Annotated in this window: 23 protein-coding genes and 4 pseudogenes; 20 read left to right on the forward strand and 7 right to left on the reverse strand. The window is 33.1% G+C overall.

Going from position 1 to position 19,750, the window contains the following annotated elements; all coding sequences use genetic code 11:
- The 14 genes from QW060_RS17420 to QW060_RS17485 all read left to right on the forward strand — a co-directional run.
- Window positions 1-381: hypothetical protein (locus QW060_RS17420; RefSeq protein ID WP_290364824.1), on the forward strand; the 381-nt coding region annotated here is incomplete at its 5' end.
- Window positions 382-582: 201 nt separating this feature from the next.
- Window positions 583-1,149 carry a hypothetical protein gene (locus tag QW060_RS17425; protein WP_290361795.1) on the forward strand — a complete coding sequence of 189 codons (567 nt, stop codon included), beginning with the start codon at window positions 583-585 and terminating at the stop codon, window positions 1,147-1,149.
- 311 nt (window positions 1,150-1,460) lie between these two features.
- Complete coding sequence (locus QW060_RS17430) at window positions 1,461-1,883, forward strand: serine hydrolase domain-containing protein (RefSeq protein WP_290364825.1); 423 nt, start codon at window positions 1,461-1,463, stop codon at window positions 1,881-1,883.
- Between the two features lie 20 nt (window positions 1,884-1,903).
- Complete coding sequence (locus QW060_RS17435) at window positions 1,904-2,149, forward strand: hypothetical protein (protein ID WP_290364832.1); 246 nt, start codon at window positions 1,904-1,906, stop codon at window positions 2,147-2,149.
- Window positions 2,150-2,214: 65 nt separating this feature from the next.
- Window positions 2,215-2,391 carry a hypothetical protein gene (locus QW060_RS17440; protein WP_290361797.1) on the forward strand — a complete coding sequence of 59 codons (177 nt, stop codon included), beginning with the start codon at window positions 2,215-2,217 and terminating at the stop codon, window positions 2,389-2,391.
- 541 nt (window positions 2,392-2,932) lie between these two features.
- Complete coding sequence (locus QW060_RS17445) at window positions 2,933-3,823, forward strand: hypothetical protein (protein ID WP_290361798.1); 891 nt, start codon at window positions 2,933-2,935, stop codon at window positions 3,821-3,823.
- Window positions 3,824-4,054: 231 nt separating this feature from the next.
- Entirely contained in the window at window positions 4,055-5,035 is a 981-nt protein-coding gene (locus QW060_RS17450; RefSeq protein WP_290361799.1) for a DUF2971 domain-containing protein, read from the forward strand.
- 206 nt (window positions 5,036-5,241) lie between these two features.
- Window positions 5,242-5,721, forward strand: a complete 480-nt coding sequence (locus QW060_RS17455) for a hypothetical protein (RefSeq protein ID WP_290361800.1) — start codon at window positions 5,242-5,244, stop codon at window positions 5,719-5,721.
- 680 nt (window positions 5,722-6,401) lie between these two features.
- Window positions 6,402-7,034, forward strand: coding sequence for a hypothetical protein (locus QW060_RS17460; protein WP_290361801.1), 633 nt, complete (start codon window positions 6,402-6,404; stop codon window positions 7,032-7,034).
- Between the two features lie 91 nt (window positions 7,035-7,125).
- A complete protein-coding gene (locus tag QW060_RS17465; RefSeq protein ID WP_290361802.1) occupies window positions 7,126-7,467 on the forward strand; it encodes a WG repeat-containing protein in 342 nt (113 codons plus the stop codon).
- A 100-nt stretch (window positions 7,468-7,567) separates the two neighbouring features.
- Complete coding sequence (locus QW060_RS17470) at window positions 7,568-8,623, forward strand: linear amide C-N hydrolase (RefSeq protein ID WP_397385489.1); 1,056 nt, start codon at window positions 7,568-7,570, stop codon at window positions 8,621-8,623.
- A gap of 153 nt (window positions 8,624-8,776) precedes the next feature.
- Complete coding sequence (locus QW060_RS17475; RefSeq protein ID WP_290361803.1) at window positions 8,777-9,298, forward strand: DinB family protein; 522 nt, start codon at window positions 8,777-8,779, stop codon at window positions 9,296-9,298.
- A gap of 120 nt (window positions 9,299-9,418) precedes the next feature.
- Complete coding sequence (locus tag QW060_RS17480) at window positions 9,419-10,000, forward strand: hypothetical protein (RefSeq protein WP_290364826.1); 582 nt, start codon at window positions 9,419-9,421, stop codon at window positions 9,998-10,000.
- 59 nt (window positions 10,001-10,059) lie between these two features.
- Window positions 10,060-10,776, forward strand: a complete 717-nt coding sequence (locus tag QW060_RS17485; protein WP_290364827.1) for a YdeI/OmpD-associated family protein — start codon at window positions 10,060-10,062, stop codon at window positions 10,774-10,776.
- Here the strand turns inward: QW060_RS17485 and QW060_RS17490 are convergent.
- A pseudogene (locus tag QW060_RS17490) lies at window positions 10,726-11,555 on the reverse strand (MFS transporter); the annotation flags it as partial. The gene QW060_RS17485 and the pseudogene QW060_RS17490 overlap by 51 nt on opposite strands.
- Window positions 11,556-11,577: 22 nt before the next feature.
- Window positions 11,578-13,480 (reverse strand): annotated as a pseudogene (locus tag QW060_RS17495) (S9 family peptidase).
- Between the two features lie 141 nt (window positions 13,481-13,621).
- Between QW060_RS17495 and QW060_RS28515 the strand changes: the two are divergent.
- The 6 genes and pseudogenes from QW060_RS28515 (at window position 13,622) to QW060_RS17510 (ending at window position 15,703) form a co-directional block, all read left to right on the forward strand.
- Entirely contained in the window at window positions 13,622-13,846 is a 225-nt protein-coding gene (locus QW060_RS28515) for a hypothetical protein (RefSeq protein ID WP_397386100.1), read from the forward strand.
- Between the two features lie 4 nt (window positions 13,847-13,850).
- Window positions 13,851-14,093: a hypothetical protein gene (locus QW060_RS28520; protein ID WP_397386101.1), complete on the forward strand. Its 243-nt coding sequence runs from the start codon at window positions 13,851-13,853 to the stop codon at window positions 14,091-14,093.
- A pseudogene (locus QW060_RS28525) lies at window positions 14,066-14,146 on the forward strand (DedA family protein); the annotation flags it as partial. The gene QW060_RS28520 and the pseudogene QW060_RS28525, both read left to right, overlap by 28 nt.
- A complete protein-coding gene (locus tag QW060_RS28530; RefSeq protein WP_397386102.1) occupies window positions 14,147-14,341 on the forward strand; it encodes a hypothetical protein in 195 nt (64 codons plus the stop codon).
- A gap of 82 nt (window positions 14,342-14,423) precedes the next feature.
- Window positions 14,424-15,113 (forward strand): monofunctional biosynthetic peptidoglycan transglycosylase, encoded by a 690-nt coding sequence (gene mtgA / locus QW060_RS17505; RefSeq protein ID WP_290364828.1) that lies wholly within the window; start codon window positions 14,424-14,426, stop codon window positions 15,111-15,113.
- Between the two features lie 74 nt (window positions 15,114-15,187).
- Window positions 15,188-15,703 carry a hypothetical protein gene (locus tag QW060_RS17510; protein WP_290361895.1) on the forward strand — a complete coding sequence of 172 codons (516 nt, stop codon included), beginning with the start codon at window positions 15,188-15,190 and terminating at the stop codon, window positions 15,701-15,703.
- A gap of 51 nt (window positions 15,704-15,754) precedes the next feature.
- Here QW060_RS17510 and QW060_RS17515 read toward each other — a convergent pair.
- From QW060_RS17515 to QW060_RS17535, 5 genes and pseudogenes are all read right to left on the reverse strand, one after another.
- A pseudogene (locus QW060_RS17515) lies at window positions 15,755-17,841 on the reverse strand (prolyl oligopeptidase family serine peptidase).
- A gap of 116 nt (window positions 17,842-17,957) precedes the next feature.
- Complete coding sequence (locus QW060_RS17520; protein ID WP_290361893.1) at window positions 17,958-18,701, reverse strand: hypothetical protein; 744 nt, start codon at window positions 18,699-18,701, stop codon at window positions 17,958-17,960.
- Window positions 18,702-18,834: 133 nt separating this feature from the next.
- Window positions 18,835-19,212: a hypothetical protein gene (locus QW060_RS17525; protein ID WP_290364829.1), complete on the reverse strand. Its 378-nt coding sequence runs from the start codon at window positions 19,210-19,212 to the stop codon at window positions 18,835-18,837.
- 91 nt (window positions 19,213-19,303) lie between these two features.
- Window positions 19,304-19,561 (reverse strand): DUF4625 domain-containing protein, encoded by a 258-nt coding sequence (locus QW060_RS17530; RefSeq protein ID WP_290364830.1) that lies wholly within the window; start codon window positions 19,559-19,561, stop codon window positions 19,304-19,306.
- A 25-nt stretch (window positions 19,562-19,586) separates the two neighbouring features.
- Window positions 19,587-19,715: a hypothetical protein gene (locus QW060_RS17535; protein ID WP_290364831.1), complete on the reverse strand. Its 129-nt coding sequence runs from the start codon at window positions 19,713-19,715 to the stop codon at window positions 19,587-19,589.
- Window positions 19,716-19,750: the final 35 nt, after the last annotated feature.

Consider the following 19,750-nt stretch of genomic DNA (forward strand, 5'->3'; position numbering starts at 1 on the left):
ACTATTTACAAAGGCTTGGATTTAAAAGAGAGCTTTGCAATTTCATCGGATTATAATGTTAAAGGTAATATTAAAGATATTCTTCTGATAAATAATAAACTATATGTTGCAAATAAAAATAAAGGTCTTGGCGTTTTAGTTATTCAAGATTCCTTATTTAATATTAAAGATAACTACGAATGGGATGAATCTAATCCTCAAATCGATGAAAGTTTAATTATATATGAACCATACCCTAATGAAGAAATAATTAAATTGACAAAAATTCCAAAGCAAGATAAATTTGTAATTACTCTTAAAGATAAAAAAGGTACTTTTCGAAGTAAAAATAAAATGATAATTAACCAACGGGTACATCTGATTGGCGAAATGGCGGGTTAAGGCTAAAATTGAAGTTTCGGCTTTCTATTCCGTAAAAGCCAATTATATTGACTTTTTCTTAAATTTATTCAATTAATTGGTGTTTGCTAACTGTGTCACTAAATTGAAACTTTTCGCTTCAATTTTACTACGTCAGTTCATTACGCTCATGTCCGTCACTATCCCAAAGTCGCGGATCGTTGTAAGCAATTTTTGAAAAAAATGGAATTAAAAAATAATAATTTATTTATAAAACAAAACCTTCAACTGAAAGTTTCGAGCTTAAAAATTGTAAGGAATTCTATCTTTGACTCCTCAGAATTTGAGGTTTCATATGAGAACATATCAAATAAGATTAAAACAGAAACTACAATAAATAACAATTTACTTTTTTTGTCTGTGTTTTCTTTAATAATAGGTTTAGGTTTAATTTTTTTAGAATGGGATTATAGTACTTTTATAAAGCCTATAATTATATCTATAATATTTTTTTTTATTGCTTTAAAATCTAAAAAACGTATAATAACAATTCAAACATTTGAAGAAAATAATATTGAATTATATTTTACAAATAACAATAAAAATGAAGTAAAAGAATTTGCAAATAACATCATTGAGTCTTCAAATAAATTTTTGTTAGAAAAGTATGGTAAAATTGACAAAAACTTACCAAAAGAACCGCAGTTAGATAATTTATATTTTTTAAGAAATAGAGAAGTAATTTCAAATATAGAATTTGAAGAATTAAAAAATCAACTATATGGTGTTCGTACAGTAGGTTTTAATTAAAACTGCTTATAACATCGTATTTGTTTTAAGGCTAGTAAAGGTTTCTCTCAATGTTTGTTTCCTTTTTTTCGTTCTCGCAATTTTCATTTTTTATTAATAAATTTAAAAAATAAAAATGTGTTGCTCAGTTTTGGTGAATATTTGAAGTTTAAATTGTCTTATTTCTCTACTTCGCTAAGCTGCGGTACGTTATCTTTCATACCATAAATTATGACCCATAAAAAAGGATTGTTTTCCATTTTCATACTCCTAATATTTTTACCAATCTTGTCTCTGCGCAGACCAATCTTGCCAATAAAATTGATTCCTTGATGAGAGAGTCAAATGAAAATGGAATGTATAATGGAAATGTCCTTGTCTCAAAAAATAATGCAATAATTTATAATGCCTCTTTTGGGTATACAGACGCAAGTAAGACAACCAACCTGACAAATGATTTCAAATTCAATATCGGATCTATTGCAAAGGAATTCAGTGCTATTGCTTTGTTGCAATTACAAGAAAAAGGAAAGCTTAAACTGAACGACAACATTTCCAAATTTTTTCCTGAATTACCAAAATGGGCAAATGATGTAACTGTAAAAGATTTGCTGCAATATACAAGTGGAATTCCTGATATCAATTGGAAAAAAATTAAAAGCAATAAGGATATTTTTGAAGATTTAAAATTAATAGATAGCCTTGATTTTAAACCCGAACACAATATGATTACAATAACAACAATTTTTTCTTAAGGCTCTCTATTATAGAAAAAATTACCGGTGAGAATTACAAAGACTATGTAGATAAATACCTTTTTGAGCCTTACAAAATTAGTTCAGCTGAAATTACTCCGATTGAAAAGGATAAAAACATTACAAAAGGATTTAATAATAAATTAGTGGATGACAAACCCGACTTTTTGGTTGGTGGAGTTGTTATTACGACAACTGATTTGCTCAAATTTTTGAATCAACTTCATTCCTATACAATAATAAGCCAAAAATCATATACGAGTTAAGTCAACATTTTCAGGAAGATTCGCAATCTGCTTTGGGTGAAACGAGATGGACAAACAAACAATTAATGGAACACAGGCACGATGGGAGAGGAGGAAATTATGAGGCCATTATCATTTCAGACCTGGAGAATAATTTTGACATCATACTTTTAGGCAATAATTATCAAGGCAGGATTTTTGAAATTTCTGATGCTATTATAGCAATATTGAAAAATCAGACCGATACTTTGCCACAACAATAAAGCGATTGCAACTAAAGTTGAGCATCTGATTCGCGCCCAAAGAGAGGAGCAACAATAAAAAGTAGAGTAATGCAGGTTTTTTTAGTATGGAATCTTGCTAAGTTGGCTGGTTTTTGAGTTTTGGTTTTTATTGGTATTTGCTACTTATCAATCTATCGGTTTGAATCGGTAGGGTTATCGTAAGTTATAGTTCGTTAGATGTAATTTGTTTTTCTTTATACTTTGTTGTATAGAAGAAAAACAAATATCAGATTATCTATTTACTTATCAATAAAAGCTCGTTCTAGGGGCTCTTGTAATTTATAAATGGATTCACGGTTAGTTTCGCTATCCAAAACGATAACATTTTGGTTTATTACTAATTATTTATCTGTTTGCAAAAATAATTTTATGGTGTCTGATTTAGTTTGTTAAAAAAGTATATATTTGTAGTTAAAATTATGAAATACGCCTATAGATGTGGTTTTGCGAAACATTTAGTGTTTTGTTTCGTAAAAAATAATGTTATAGGCAATTGTAAAAAAACTTCACCAAATCAATTATGGAATCTAAACAAAACAAAGAAGATAAAAATACCATGAGTTCCCAAAATAAAGAACTTGTAACTAAACTTTGGATAATATTTAAATTTATTTGTGGTTGTTTTATTTTGGTTTTACTTTCATATAAGATTTTCACAAATGATATTTCGATTGCAATTGGCAATATTGATTATACAATACTATTATCTTTTTTGTTAGCTTTTTTTTCAATAGTGTTATCTATGATGTTCTATTTTAAATCAAATGATAGTAGTAACCAATTCTATGATAACACTTATAAATTTACAAAAGATATTTCAACAATACTTGGCCGAATAGAAGCTGGATTTGGAGAAAAACTTCAAAATTTAGATAAAGGATATGAAGGACTACTTAATAAGATAGATAAATCACCAACTGTAGCAAAAGACATTGAAGAAACCAAAACTGATAAAAAAGAAGTTGAACAAACCTTGCATTCAGAAATAAAGGAACGTAATAAAATTATACAGGATTTACTTGAAAAATCTCAACTGGAAAATCAAGAAAAAGAAGATATTAAGAAATCTCTTTTCATGAAAGAAAGTACAATTTTAAAACTAGAGAGAGAATTAAGAATACTTCAATCAAAACTAGAAAGACAGAAGAATGATGTGTTGTCTGAAAGTATTCCAGATAGATTGACAAGTTTTCTGAAGAGATATATAATGCGATTAGCTATTGACTTAGAACAATTTAATAGAGAGCAAGCTCAAGAAATAATAGACAGTTTTTTACCTACTAATGAGAAGGATAAGATTGGTACACCCTTATACCAAGACTTACTAGAATATACTTTAATACGAGAAAATGGTAAATTAACTAATAAAGGATATTCTATTATTAGAAATTTAGTTCGAGAAAATAAATAAAAATAACAACAGCCTATAACATGTGTTTTGCAAAATTGCGGGTTTGAGGCGGAACTAAAGTTTTAGGATAAATTCCGCAAAAGGCAATTAATTGAATATTTTGTTTAAATTTATCCAATTAGTTGCCTTTTGCTTAAGTTGGTTTTTAATTTAAAGTTTTGTCTTTGAATTCTGCAACTTGCGCAAATTACAGGCACGTTAGCAGAAATTTTGTAAAACTCTCGTAAATAAATGAAATTGGAATATTTTTATAAATACTATACTATAAATCAAAACCTATTTAGTTCATTAATTAATAACGAATTATATTTTACAAACCCAAGAAATTTTAATGATCCTTTTGACAGTTATCCAAGATTTAATTTATCATCAGATGTTTCAAAAGTTATAGAATTCTATAATTATCTAAAAATAAAAGTTCAAGAATTTTCTTCTTTAATAAATTTAAATAATGAAAATAAAGAGAAACTTGAAGAATTTAAAAATGTACTAAAAACACTCAGTGAGTTAAATTTATTTTCTGAAGATTTGTATTCAAATGAAATTGAAAACTTTAATGATAAAATAATTGAATTATATGCATTCTATTCAGATGATAAAATATTACAGAAATTATTAAATGCTAACATTGAATTTCTACAAGTTAAAATGTATTATGATTACATTTTTCTTTTAATAGATTATCAAAAAACTGGAATATCTTGTGGTTCATTAACTCCAAGTTGTCCACTAATGTGGGGGCATTATGCAAATAATCATAAAGGAATGTGTATAAAATACGAATTCGAAAATCTTAGTTTTGATAACAGCTTTATACCTGAAATTTTAAATGTCAATTATTCAGATAAACCTATTGAAATTTTTAATTATTCACATACAGAACTTGATGAATTAAGATTTACAATTTTATCAAATAAGTATTCTAAATGGAAGTATGAAAATGAAATTCGATTAATTAAAAAAGGACAAGGTTTAGTTAAAATAAATCGAAAATCGATAAAAGAAGTGATTTTTGGATGTAAATCTACTCCCAAAGACAGATATACAATCCTTAAATTATTCGCATCACTAGGGTATAAAATTGAAAGTCTTAAAATTGCTAAAGTACGACCAGATAAATATGAATTATCAATTCAAGAAATGAAAATGAATGATATTGCTAACAGTGGTGTACATCTTGAAGAACTAAACATTAACAAAAACTTCCGCTAACATCAGTTTGGCAAAATAGCGAGTTAAGGCAAGCTATAAACTTTGTTTCTTTTTTTGTCGCAGCGGTCTTTTATATTTCCTTTTTTCATAAATTTAGAAAATAATAAAAGGCTGTTGCCTATCTTAGTGCAAGATTGAAAGTTTAGATTTTCTATTCCGTCACTATGAGACCTGTTACCAGAAATACTATCAAAAACAGATCAAATATGGAATTCAAAAAAAAATGGGTTATAGTTTTATTGTTGATTATTGGTTTTATTTTTGGATTTTATTTTAAAAGTCTAATAATCGATAGGAGTAAAAACAACCCGATTTCTAAATCAAAATCAAACACTAAAGAAAATAGAATTTTTGATCAGAATATTAATGAAATTGATTTTTCAGAAAAACTACATGGGAAATTCATTCTAGAAGGAGCTGATTATGCAGGATTTGAATTTATTGATTCTAAAACAATTTCATGGACAAATGAAATGTTTCCAATGGATCCAGATACAATGAGATTGAAATGGATTGATAAAAATACTTTTGTTGCAACGTTGACAAAAAATATTGATAAAAAGTGTCCACCTCGAGATTGGATTAGAAAAGTCGTATCTTATGATGGAAGCAAACTTGTTCTAAAAAATATTTGGACAGGTTGGGAAGATTCAGCAGATGATGATGAAATATTTGACAAAGAATAATTACTTCTGCTAACATCGGTAACTGTTGCGCAACTCTAAGTTTGATATTAAAACATAGAAACTATTATATTATTCTTATCGGTAGAGCGATGCTATAAATCTTGCAAAATAAGTTGACAACGTAACCCTATTGGTTACTATTATATATAAAAAAGGCGTACTATTCGGTCGCTAACGAATATCTGATACATTGAACCCTTGTAAACAAAGAGGTTACAGTCCTTGGTTCGAGCCCAAGAGGGAAAGCAACAATAAAGCCCTGCAATACTGCAGGGCTTTTATATGCAATTGAATTTTGGTTTTATTTAAGTATTAAAATATATCTATTTTTTGTTATAAGTATCGTTTTAACAATTTTTTGTGTACATAATACTAATAAATGAAAACTTTGAAGCGATTTTGTCTCTTCCGTGTGTTTTTTTTACTATCTTTACTGAAAATAGATTGATAAAAATAGTAGTTTACTATAACTTCATACATCTGTCTGTTTAATCTACCAAATAATTCATCAACTCAATTACAGAACTTTTGTAAAATAATAAAACCGATTACAGCGGTATACCTGTATTTTTTAAATTATTAATTGCAACTATTAAAATTGTAAAAAACACTTTAACATGGGAAAAATTAAAAACTCAAAAAGCTTAAATGTGAGAATTCTATTATTAACATTTCTATCTATGGTATTACAAGGCTGTAGTATGACTGATAATATGTCTGAATCATCTGATGAAAAATTTAATACTTCAAAGTCAACTTTCTCTGAAAATGATAAAGATAGTTTTCAGATATTCTATGGTGACACCGTTTACACATATAGTGACGGTTTCTATAGAAAGGAAATAGATAGTAAATTTATATATGAATTTAAATTTTCGAATTTTGAATTTGATATGGTAGAAGAAAAAAAAGGAAATTACTTAATAATAAATAAACTTAATCCTACGGAAAGATTTAGGGTATTAGATCTTATTGATCATAAAAATGGGTACATAACCTTCAATATAGAAACTAAGGACAATTATTATAGAAATTTTGTTTATAAAAATGTAGCTGATAAAGAAATCAATTCAAATTTGGGAGATAAAGTGATAAAATGGGAATTGCCTACGATGTTCATTCTTGCTAAAACCATTGAAGTTGTGTCAGAAATTGTATTAAATGATAAACCTTCTAGGTTAAGTGATTCAGCTTTAAAAGCATGTCAAGCTGCAATGAAATCATTACGATGTCCACGTGGAAAAACTCCATATATGGAATATCGCGGAGGAAGCTGGTTTAATAGCGAGGACTGTAATGTTGGATGTAGATAGTAATATTTAACTGTAATATTTAAAAAATATTACAGTTAATACTTTAATCAGAAGCTAATATTTACTATCTTTTTTTTTCTAATTTCAAGATATGCAATCAAAAATTCTATTATTATTGCTGTTAGTGCTTCCGATGTGGTCTTTTGCACAATCACAATATAAAAAGGTATATGCCTATGATGTCTATCAAAAAGACTGGGCTATGGTTAAAAACGGAAGTGGCGGCTATGGCTTTATCGATCGCAGCGGCAAAGAAGTAGTACCTTCTGTGTACCGTAAGATTGAGAAATTCGGCGTTTATCACAAAGATCAGGCACTCGTAAGAAATATAAGCGGCGGCTATGGCTTTATTGACCGAAGCGGAAAAGAAGTGGTTCCGGCGATTTATGAGCTCAAAGAAATTAAAGCCCGGTTTAAAAAATTGGAGGAATAAATGAGTTGTTACACATACATTCCTTTTGTTGCTAAGGCGTATTTGGTTATCTTTATAATACTGTTTTGATAGAAACAGTAAACCATAAAAACAAAAGACCATGGAAAAAATGTACGCAAAACTTTTAGGAGGGGCACTCTCTCTGTTTTTTATTTTTGGCAGCACCAAAGCAGATGCCTGCACACGGGTTGTTTATAAAGGCCCTCAAAATACCGTAGTTACTGCGCGTTCAATGGATTGGAAAGATGAAATCGCTGCCAATCTATGGGTATTTCCGAGAGGAATGCAACGCGAGGGTAATGTAGGTCCTAATTCTGTAAAGTGGACTTCTCTTTATGGCAGTGTTATTGCCAGTGCATGGGACATAGCCACCGCTGATGGAATGAATGAAAAAGGGTTAGTAGCCAATGTGTTGTGGCTCGTAGAGAGTCAATATCCTTCTTACAATCCGAAAGGAACTGAAAAAGGACTGGCGATTTCTGCCTGGGCTCAATATGTACTCGATAATTTTGCCACCGTAAAAGAAGCAGTAGAAGTATTGAGAAAAGAAGAATTTGTTGTGGTTTCTGATTATATACCAGGAACTACAAAATTTACAACCTTACACTTATCCCTTTCCGATGCTTCAGGTGACAATGCCATTTTTGAATACATCAACGGTAAATTAGTCATTCATCATGATCCGTCGTATACCGTAATGACCAATTCCCCAATTTTTGAAGATCAGCTTGCCATAAATAAATACTGGCAGGGTATTCCGGGTACTATCATGTTGCCGGGTACCAACAGAGCAGCTGACCGGTTTGTGAGAGCGTCTTATTATATCAATGCCATTCCGCAGACGGCTGATACACGAGCTGTGATTGCAAGTGTTTTTAGCGTGATCCGTAACTGTTCCGTACCGTTCGGAATTTCGTCTCATGAAGAGCCGAATATCTCTTCTACGCGATGGAGATCAGTTTCAGATCATAAAAATCTGGTATATTATTTTGAAACGGTACAAACGCCAAATGTTTTTTGGGTAGATCTTAAAAAAATAGATTTTAGTAAAAAAGGAATGGTAAAGAAATTGAACCTGAGTAAAAATGAAACGTATGCAGGGGAAACATCAAAAGCTTTTGTAAAAGCAGCTCCGTTTGCTTTTATGGGGATTTAATAAAGAACAGATATAATGATTTACGGCTGTAAATCAATTCTATAAGGGCTGAAGATTTTTATTTTCAGCCCTTTTTTATATATTTATACAGCAACAGAGGATTATTAAGTGTTTACGAAAAAAGTCTTTTGCGATAACAAAATCAGAAAAATTATGAAGCAACAGCAACTCATTGAACAATTTTATGCCACACACCGGCTTTTTTTAGAGTATGTAAACTCACTTTCTCCGGAGGCTTTTATGCATACAAAATCAGGTAAATGGAATGCAGGTCAGCAGCTCAGCCATATATATCTGTGTCTGCAACCCATCGCAAAAGCACTGGTTTCTAAAGATTTTCTCAGAGAAAAATTCGGTACGCTCAACCGTCCTTTGATGGATGAAGCTCATGTGATCACCAGGTATAAAGAAGCTCTTGCAAACGGAGGCAAAGCCCCGGAACGTTTTGTACCCGGAGCGTTTAATAGCGAGGAACGCGACAAAGCGACTGCCGAAACGGAACAGTTGCTCACCGGGATTGGTCAATTGTTACAGGATTATACAGAAGAAGAACTGGATACGTTGGTAATGCCGCATCCTTTGCTGGGACCTCTGAGCATTCGCGAAATGATGTATCTCATGACCTATCACGCTACCCATCATCAGTTACAGACAGAAGCTAATCTTAAGAGTTAGTCTGGTGGGGTAAAGGTTGTATAAAGAATTATTTTTTGAAAAAATATTGGGAAACAGTTGACATACTGCTGTCATCTGTGACGGATAATTTTGCGGTATTACTAATTAAACAGATAAAGAATGCTGCGTAAATCATATGATTCAACCTATGGAATGGAAATGATCCATTTCAGAAAAAAAGAAACCGTAACCCATGATGAACTGCTGAAAGGCGTTTTGAAATTTGAAACAGAACTGGAAAAAATGGAAGGAGTAGTTTTTCACTGCCTTGTCCGGAATTATTCAGGCGTATATGCCCATGTATTGTTTGTGCAGCAAGAAAAAGATCTTGAAGCAGTACAGCAACTTTTAAACAAATCAGACGAACAGTCTTCTTTATTCTATTTGACTGACGAGCTGAGTGTGCAAAGACAATTCCATAAGATCCATAAAACGGATTTTAAAGTTCCCGATTTTTTCTCTTGTATGGAATGCGGTACTTTTTCCTTAAAGCCGCATAAAGAATGGAGCCAGTTAGTAGAGATTTCTGACTATCTGGAAAAGGAATACCTCTATCGTTTTGAAAATACACAGGCTCATTTGTTAGGAACTCTTGCTGAAGGACGCGGTTCAGAAATTACTTTTGGAACAACACTGGGGCAGACAAAAAATATTTGCATGGATATTTCGATACGTATTGGGGAAGGGAATTGTTGGGAATGATGGATGAAAAAGACCTGCAACTGGATTTTTGGTATCTCATCGCTTAATAACTAACGCAAATGCATCAGAAACCACTAACAGATAAGCAATACTTGCTTGAAAAATTTGCCGGTAAAGGCGGGTGGACATTTGTGCGGATTCCCGAAATTGCTCCGGATCGGAACCGTGCTTTCGGATGGGTGAGAGTCAGCGGCCATATTGATGATTTTGAAATCAGCGGTTATCATTTACAGCCTATGGGCAATGGAAGTCTTTTTTTGCCCGTAAAGGCAGAAATCCGAAAAAAAATTCGAAAGACAGCCGGTGATTCGGTTCATGTTATTTTATATGCTGATGTACTGCCGGATCAGATAACAGAGGAACTGCAATTATGTTTTAAAGAAGAGCCCGGAGTTTATGAAGCTTTTATGCGCTGTACATCTGAAAAACAACAGCGTATCATCCGATGGATTTATTCGGCTCATGAAGATGGTGAAAAAGCGGAAAGAATCGTCAAAAGTATGAACGATCTGCTGTATCAAAACGTTGATCTTTCTTTAGGATTCAGTAGAGAAAATGATAAAAACAAACAGCGGTATCTTTTTACAGATACCGCTGTTCTTAATCCCTTTTTATTGCAGGAGCCAATGGATCACATTTACTGTAAATTTACTTCTGCAATTATTTTAATCAAGAAAGGAATCCCGTCTCAAAGAGATTCCTTTTTTTTATTTTTTGACTGTACACTAATGTATACTCGACGGGTCTACTTTGGTTTTTCCCTGTTTGATCATTAATACAAAGGGTACACAGAGTAAAAACATAACACCGAGGTATAAGAATACATCCATATAGGAAAGTACAGTTGCCTGTTTGGTTACTGAAAAGTCAAGTAACTGGTAGGCTTTTGCCAATGCTTCATTGGGACTGAATCCTTTTCCTATAAAGTTTGCCTGCAACTGAGTGATGCGCTGCTGTACTTCAAAGCTCGTGTCGTTGAGGTGTGAAACCAAATCTACACGGTGGTGTTGCGAATCTCTTGCTATGAAGGTAGTAATGAGCGCAATACCAAATGAACCTCCAAGTTGGCGCATCATCCCTGTAAATGATGCTCCTTCACCAATGGCTTTCCCTTTGAGGGTAGAAAGCGATAAGGTCATTACAGGAACAAACAGTAATCCGAGACCTACACCCGCAATATCAAAGGCCAGAACATATGTTCGGAACCTGTGTCATTGGTAAGTTGCCCATACATGATGAAACAGAAGCCAAAGAAAATGGACAAGCCCAGAGCGACCATATATTTCTGGGGAACACCGGATTGAATCATTTTACCGATAAACGGCATCATCAGTCCCGTCATTATGGAACTCGGAATGAGCAACATTCCCGCATCGGTAGCAGGCCATCCCAAGATGGATTGTGTATACAGCGGTATGATGAATGTGGAACCGAAAAGACCAAATCCCAGAATAAAACTCATAATGGTTCCGATCTGCAGATTTTTATCTTTGAGCACCCGTAAGTTGACTATGGGATTGTCACAGACAAGTTCTCTCCATATAAAGAGGAAAAAGCAAATTTGCCTCCCGTTTTTTTTATAACGTTTCTTTTAACCATCTGAAAAATTCTCCCTGCCAAACTTTTGCATTCTGCGGTTTGGTTACCCAGTGATTTTCATCAGGAAAGTAAACAAATCTGCTTTTTATTCCCAAAAGCTGAGCTGCCTGAAAAGCTTCCTGTCCCTGTCCGATCGGTACTCTATAATCTATTCCTCCATGAAAAATAAGAATAGGCGTATTCCAGTTTGCTACTTTATTTTTAGGGTTGAATTCTGCATACGTCTTTCTTGCTACAGCATTGTCTTTCTCCCAATACGGACCTCCTGAATCCCAGTTTGTAAAAAAACACTTCCTCTGTAGTTCCATACATAGACTCTAAATCAAAAACGCCACAATGTGCTATAAAAGATTTGAATCTGTTTTGATGTATTCCGGCAAGATAATAGATAGAATATCCTCCGTAACTTGCTCCGATAGCTCCTAATCTTTTGCTGTCAACATAAGGTTCTTTTGAAACCTCATCTATTGCGGTAAGGTAATCCTGCATAGGTTGCCCTCCCCAATCCTTAGAAATAGCTTCATTCCATTCAACACCAAAACCAGGCATACCCGACGGTTTGGCGCTACAATGATATATCCTTCAGCGGCTATCAATTGAAAATTCCAACGGAAGGAATAAAATTGAGTTAATGCAGACTGAGGTCCTCCCTGACAGTATAACAAGGTTGGATATTTCTTGTTTGGATCAAAATTTGGAGGTAGTATTACCCATACCAACATTTTTTTTCCATCGGTGGTAGTAACGTATCTTTTCTGAAATTTTGATTTTCCTATTTTGGCATACAAAGCATCATTCACATGGGTGATTTGCAGCCATTTTTTTGATTTTAAATCATACGAAAATACTTCAGTTGCTGTATTGAAATCGGTACGGGTAAGAATTACTCTATTATCAACAAAACCGACAATTCCGGTTACATCAAAGTCTCCTTTAGTAAGCTGTTTTACGTTTACCGCTATTTTTGTAACCCCCGGAAAGTTGACTTCAAACAATTGTACTGTACCATCAACCGGTGCTGTAAAATAGATCTTTTTACCATCTTTACTCCACACATAACTGTCAACAGTACCATCCCATGCTGCTGTCAGATTTATATCCATTCCTCTGTGACGAACGATTATATCATTTTTGTCTGCCTCATATCCATCATGTTTCATCTGCAACCACGTAAGATCTCCATTTGGAGAAAAAGAAGGATGTGTATCATATCCAGGATTAGATTCTGTCAGGTTTTTAGTCTGTTTGGTATCTATATCGTATTCATATAAATCAGTGTTTGTACTCAGAGCATAAGCTGTTCCAAATTTTTTCTTGGATACATAAATAACTTTTTTGCCATCAGGAGACCAGATGTAATCTTCATCTCCTCCAAAAGGTTTCTGAGGAGAATGATACGGCTCATCTTTGAGTAAATCAATTTTCTCCTGTGTTTTTTTTATTGGTCAAAATAACGTGATTAAATGTCCCGTTATTCCAGGTATCCCAATGTCTGTAATCAAGTTCATCATAAATGTAAACATCTGATTTTTCGACTCCTTCATAGTAGTCTTTTCCAAGAACCTTTGTTATTTTGACCTCTTCATGCGATAAAACATATTCATTTCCAGGTCCTGTATTTTTATCTGCTACCAAGCCATCTGCATTTTCAAGATTTTTTACTCTTTTACCATCGATGCTTACACTATAATAGGCAGTGTTGATTTTATTTTCACCTACATCAGGCGTACCCACTTTATAATAAAGGTATTTACCGTCTTCAGATAAACCTATTGGAGATACTCTCCCCAATTGCCATAACAATTCTTTCGTCATAACTTTTTGCTGTGAATGAGCATTTATCCCTAAAATACTTAAGGTTAAAATCAGAATTTTTTTCATTTGTAATTATTTTATCAATCGCTAAAATTAAGCATTTAAAACGAAATATCTAATCTGGCTTATGAAGCAGTATTATTAAATGATAAAAAAAACTTAAAAATTCATTGGTTGTTTATATAAATGAAGGAAAAACGAAAAATAATGAATAATTTTACAAGCGAAACATACAAAAGTAAAAACCTTGATGGAAAATTTCAATTGGCTGATTTGATAAACCCCGAGTTTTATATCAATTTAGAATTAGCCGGACATAAAATAGGAATTTATGTTGTTCTCTTTATAATATTTGCCGAAACAGGATTATTTGCAGGTTTTTTTCTTACCCGGAGACAGTTTGCTTTTTTTAGCAGGCATCTACAGTGTTGATTTAATGAAAGAATTCGTGTATATCGAAAATGATTTTCTTAATGTCAGCGCATTGGCTGGTCTTGTAGCTTTCGCAGGTATATTAGGAAACTGCTTCGGTTACTGGTTTGGTGCCAAAAGCGGTAATTATTTATACAGTAAAGAAGATAGTTTTATTTTAAGAAAAAATATCTTATTGAGTCCCAAGCTTTTTTCGACAGACATGGAGGAAGAGCCATTATTTTTGCGCGTTTTCTTCCTGTCATAAGAACATTTGCTCCAATTATTGCCGGAATAGTACGAATGGATTTTAAGAGATTTATGCTTTTCAACATTTTAAGTTCATTGTTATGGGCCTATTCCCTAATCTTATCAGGACATTATTTATATAAATATTTATTGGATAAACACGGAGTTGATCTGACGCACTATATAGAATACATCATCATTATACTGGTGGTACTAACAACCACTCCAATTTTAATGAAAGCTTTTAAAAGAAAAAAAGTAGCATAAAAAAAGGGAAACAAATTATTTGTTTCCCTTTTTTGTATCTCATATTTTCAAATATCTTTGCTTTATAAATTCATCACCAAAAATGCTTAGAAAAACAGGCAAATTTATTTTAAAAGTACTTTTATATTTTTTCGGAATTTCGATTTTTTCCGTTTTCTTATTTAAGTTTATTCCCGTACCGTTTACTCCTCTTATGTTCATAAGAACTTTTGAACAAACCGTGAGTGGCGAAAAAATAGTATGGAAACACGACTGGGTATCTATTGACAATATGTCTATAAATATACAAAAAGCAGTTATTGCGAGTGAAGACGGTAAGTTTACTTCTCATAACGGCTTTGATATGAAAGCCATTGAAAAAGCTTATGCACACAACAAAAAAGGCAAAAGAGTAAAGGGAGGAAGTACCATTTCACAACAAACGGCAAAAAATGTCTTTTTATGGCCCGGAAGAAGCTATATCCGAAAAGGCTTTGAAGCTTACTTTACAGTTTTGATTGAAGTGATCTGGGGCAAAGAGCGTATCATGGAGGTTTATCTGAATTCGATTGAAATGGGCAATGGTATTTATGGTATTGAAGCTGCCTCTCAACATTGGTTCAACAAATCTGCTAAAAATCTTACGAAACAGGAAGCTGCTGCTATTGCGGCAATTTTGCCAAATCCGAGAAAATATAAAGCAACTAATTCATCTGGCTATATCAACAGAAGAAAGAGTATTATAAATAGGCAGATGAATCTTTATCCTAATCCGGATTATTATCTGAAATAATAATTTTTTATTAAAATCTGTAAAAAACATTTTATATTTCTTAACTTTAATGTATAATTTAAAAACAAAAAACTATGAAAAAGGTATTTTTAAGTCTTTCCATTATTGGATTATTAGGTGTTGTATCTTGTAAGAAAGAAACTACCGTTACAACAGAGACGGATGGTAAAGATACTTTAGTTGTTATTGATGAAGAGACTAAAGTAGATCCGGCAGTACAGGCTGAGATTGATAATGCAGAAGCAAAATTAAGACAAGCAGAAAAAGACTTAGCTGATGCAAAAGCTAAAGGAGATAAAAAAGCTCAGGAAGCTGCTCAAAAAGCAGTTGATGAGTCTAAAACGGCATGGGAGAAATTAAAAACAGGAACAACTGAAGTTTATAATGATGCCAAAGATGGAGTAGAGCATGCTGCTGATAAGACAAAAGAAGGTCTGAATAAAGCAGGAGAAAAAATTGACGAAGCTGCTAAAAAGGCTAAAGAGGATGTAAAAGACTTCTCCAACAAAGTAGATGAAAAAGCGAAAGAAGCTAAGAAAGACATCAAAGATGAATATAACAAAACGTTAGAAAAAGCAAAAACTAATTAAAGGAAAAAAAAGCGAGGTTTAACCCTCGCTTTTTTTATTGTCTGTATCTTTCTATTTTAATTTTCTGACTCCCATATTATATAATGTAAAAGCCTGAATATCTACATTTTCCTGAATGGTCTGAGCAACAGATTTACCTGCTCCATGACGGCATTCACGTCTATTCTGATTAACATTGGATTCTGACCTTTGTTTTTAGCCTGCAATTCCGCTGCAAATTTAAAACTATGAGCAGGTACTACCCTATCATCATGATCTCCGGTTGTAATCATCGTAGCAGGTAAGAAACCCCCTCTTTTACATTGTGAACCGGTGAATATTTTTTAAGGTAAGAAAACATCTCTTTACTGTCATCTGCTGTTCCATAATCATATGCCCACCCTGCTCCGGCAGTAAAGGTATGATAACGCAGCATGTCTAATACACCTACTGCTGGTAAAGCTACTTTCATAAGATCAGGACGCTGTGTCATAGTAGCTCCTACCAATAATCCTCCGTTGGATCCTCCTCGTATTGCTAAATATTCAGATGAAGTATATTTTTCTTTGATAAGGTATTCAGCTGCGGCAATAAAATCATCAAATACATTTTGTTTCTGCATTTTCGTTCCTGCATCATGCCATTTTTTTCCGTATTCACCTCCACCCCGTAAATTAGGAACAGCATAAATACCTCCGTTTTCCATCCATATTGCATTAGCTACGCTAAATGACGGAGTAAGACTTACATTAAAACCTCCATAAGCATATAGCATCGTAGGATTTTTACCGTTCAATTCTATTCCTTTTTATAGGTAATAATCATAGGGACTTTTGTACCGTCTTTAGAGGTATAAAATACCTGTTTGGATTCATATTTTGAAGAATCAAAATCTACCTTAGGTTTCTGATATTCTTTTGAAGCTCCATTGGCTACATCAAATGAATAAATGGTTCCAGGAGTCGTATAATTTGTAAAAGAGTAGTAAATCGTTTTTGCCTCTTTCTTATCTCCAAATCCTGTCGCTGTACCTAAGCCCGGTAATGAGATTTCTCTTACTAATTTTCCTGTATAATCAAATTGTTTTACCTGTGAAACGGCATCTTTCATATAGTTTGCAAAGAAATAGCCTCCTGCAGTACTCGGATTCAGTACATTTTCTGTTTCTGCAATAAAATCAACCCAGTTTTCCGGTTTTGGATTAGCTGCAGATACGCTGACAATACGTTTGTTCGGTGCATTTAGATTCGTAACAATGTATAACTTTTCATCCTGACTGTCGATCACATAGCTATCTGTATCGAAGTTATTCAGAACTGTAACAATAGGACTGTTTTCCTTTGTAAGATCTTTCATATACAATTCATTACCTGAGGTAGAATTAGCCGCAGTAATGATCAGATATTTATTATCCTCAGTTACCGATCCGCCAACATATCGGCGCTTTTGTTCGGCTCCAAAGATGACTCTATCTTCTTTTTGAGAAGTACCCAGTTTATGATAATATAATTTATGTTGGTCGGTTTTTGCAGACAATTCACTTCCTGTCGGTTTATCGTAACTTGAATAATAAAACCCATCATTTTTAAACCAGGACATTCCACTGAATTTTACATCTACAAGTGTTTCACCTACTACTTTTTTATCTTTTGTCTGTAATACAATCACTTTACGCCAGTCACTTCCCCCTTCGGATATTGCATAGGCGACAAGACTACCATCATCAGAGAAAGAAATATCGGCTAATGAAGTGTGCCGTCTTTTGAAAAAGTATTCGGATCCAGAAAAACTTCCTCTTTACCAGAGCTATCCTTTCTATAAAGAACAGACTGATTCTGTAATCCGTCATTCTTATAGTAATAGGTATAATCTCCTTCTGTAAAAGGAGCACTGATACGCTCGTAATTCCAGATTTTTTCCATACGCGTTTTTAAAGCCTCTCTGAAAGGAATTTTGTCTAAATATCCAAATGTCAGTTCATTCTGCGCTTTTACCCAGGCCGCAGTTTCTTCAGACCTATCGTCTTCTAACCATCGGTAAGGATCAGATACTTTCTCTCCAAAGTAAGTAGTAGAAACCGTATCTTTTCTTGTTTCAGGATATTTTAATTCCATTGTGTCAACTGTTTCTTTTTTATTACATGATGACAGTATCAACATGGTGATCAGGATTCCTCCAACACTTTTTTTCATATAATAGTCGTTTAGTTAATGAGCAAATATAAGAAAGGTTGCCCTTTCAGGCAACCTTTTAAATCTTTCGCAATGTAAAACTCTTATTTGTATGTAATTGTATATACCTGAGATTCTGTTCCGTCTGCTTCACTACTTTCAGTAAAGTTCCATTTTGTCGGATACTCATTTACAAACCCTTCATAAGTACTCACTGTATTTACTTCTCCATCTGCATCGGTATATTTAGAAGATAACACGGCATTACTCAACTGGGCAATAAATCCGTTATCATCAACCAGATGAATGGTCCATCTGTTCGATTTTATACCGCTAAAAATTCCTTTATAACTGGAGTAGCTTAGTTGTGTTACATCCCCTTCAGAACCGGTTACTTTGGTAATATTACCTCTTGCATCATTCGTAAAACTGATGGTATCTCCATCATATACTTCTGATGTTACATAACCATTGGCGTCTAAATTATACACGATAGAAGAGTTATCCTGACTTTGTAAACGAACTTTAGAAGTACCTTCATAGATTACGGTATAAACCAAAGTAAAATTGCTGCTCCCGTTTACATAATCAGTCGATAAAATTTGTGTTACTTTATTGTCTGTATAGTTAAATACTACTTCCGTTTTATTACTTCCTAAGTTATACGTATACTTTTTCAGATTATTCTGGTTATCGTATTCAAACGCATACGTTTCTGTACTTGCCGTAGTAGTAATTTTTGTAGGCAGTTTTATAACTTCTCTGCTTCCTGAATCGTCATCATTTCCGCAAGAAACAAAAGCAAGCCCGCCTGCTACTACACATAAAAACATTTTGATTTTTTTCATTTTCTTTTTCTTTAATTTTTTATTTATGATCCTGATCATTCCAACAAAAATCCCACTTTATTTCTAATTTGAAAAAAGTTTTTATCCCTGTGGAGTTACAATCTTAAATTTTCTAACGAAAGTTGTGATGACATTATTGTTGTTTAACACTGTAAAATTTTACATTGTAAACAGCATCCGAAAGAGGCTGACCATTTGTCCCTTTCAAAGGAATTAGTGAACTGAAGCTTTCTGTAAATTCATTTATCAACACATCAAATCCAAATTCTTTTTTGACAGTAAAAAAAGACGATACATCTTCATCTGTATAAATCTCAACATTATATTGATAAATACCCACTCTATCCTTCAGATAGTATTTTACATATACCATATCACCGGGTTTGTAGATTTGCATTTCTGTAGGGCTATTGACTTCGATTTTAGTTTTTTCAGCACTATCATCATCACTACATGAACTAAAGAAAGTTACAGATGAGATCAAGATAAATAAGTATATCCAATTTTTCATATTCATTGATTTTAAAAACCAAAGATATAAACTAATTTATAAAAAAAACATTTTTAACAAAAAAGACAGCCGAAGCTGTCTTTTTAATCTATTAATGTGCGTGATCGTGCTCTTCACCAATATAAATCACAATAAACTGCTGATTTTGGTTACCGGCTTTATCAATACAAAAGACACCCACATGGTAATGTCCTTCTTTCGCATCGGCTGGAACCGGAATCTGTTGATTTACTTCAAAGGTTTTTGAGCCATTTTCAATGGTAAAACTTTGTTCATAATGAAATTCTACAGCGTTAACGGCAGTTTGATACTTTATGCTGATGACCGTCTTCAGCGCTGTGTACTTCAAGTTTATAACTTGCTAAGCTTCATTATCAGACAAAGAGCTTTAAGACTGATTGATGTCCCGGTTCTATTCCTTGATCAACAGTAGGACTCACAATCTGAACAGTTGGTTTCTCTGTATCAAGGCTGTTGGGAGTCATCGTCTGAACACGAAACAAAAGTTAAACCTGATAAGAACAATACAAAGGCATAT

Source organism: Paenimyroides ceti (assembly GCF_030409925.1).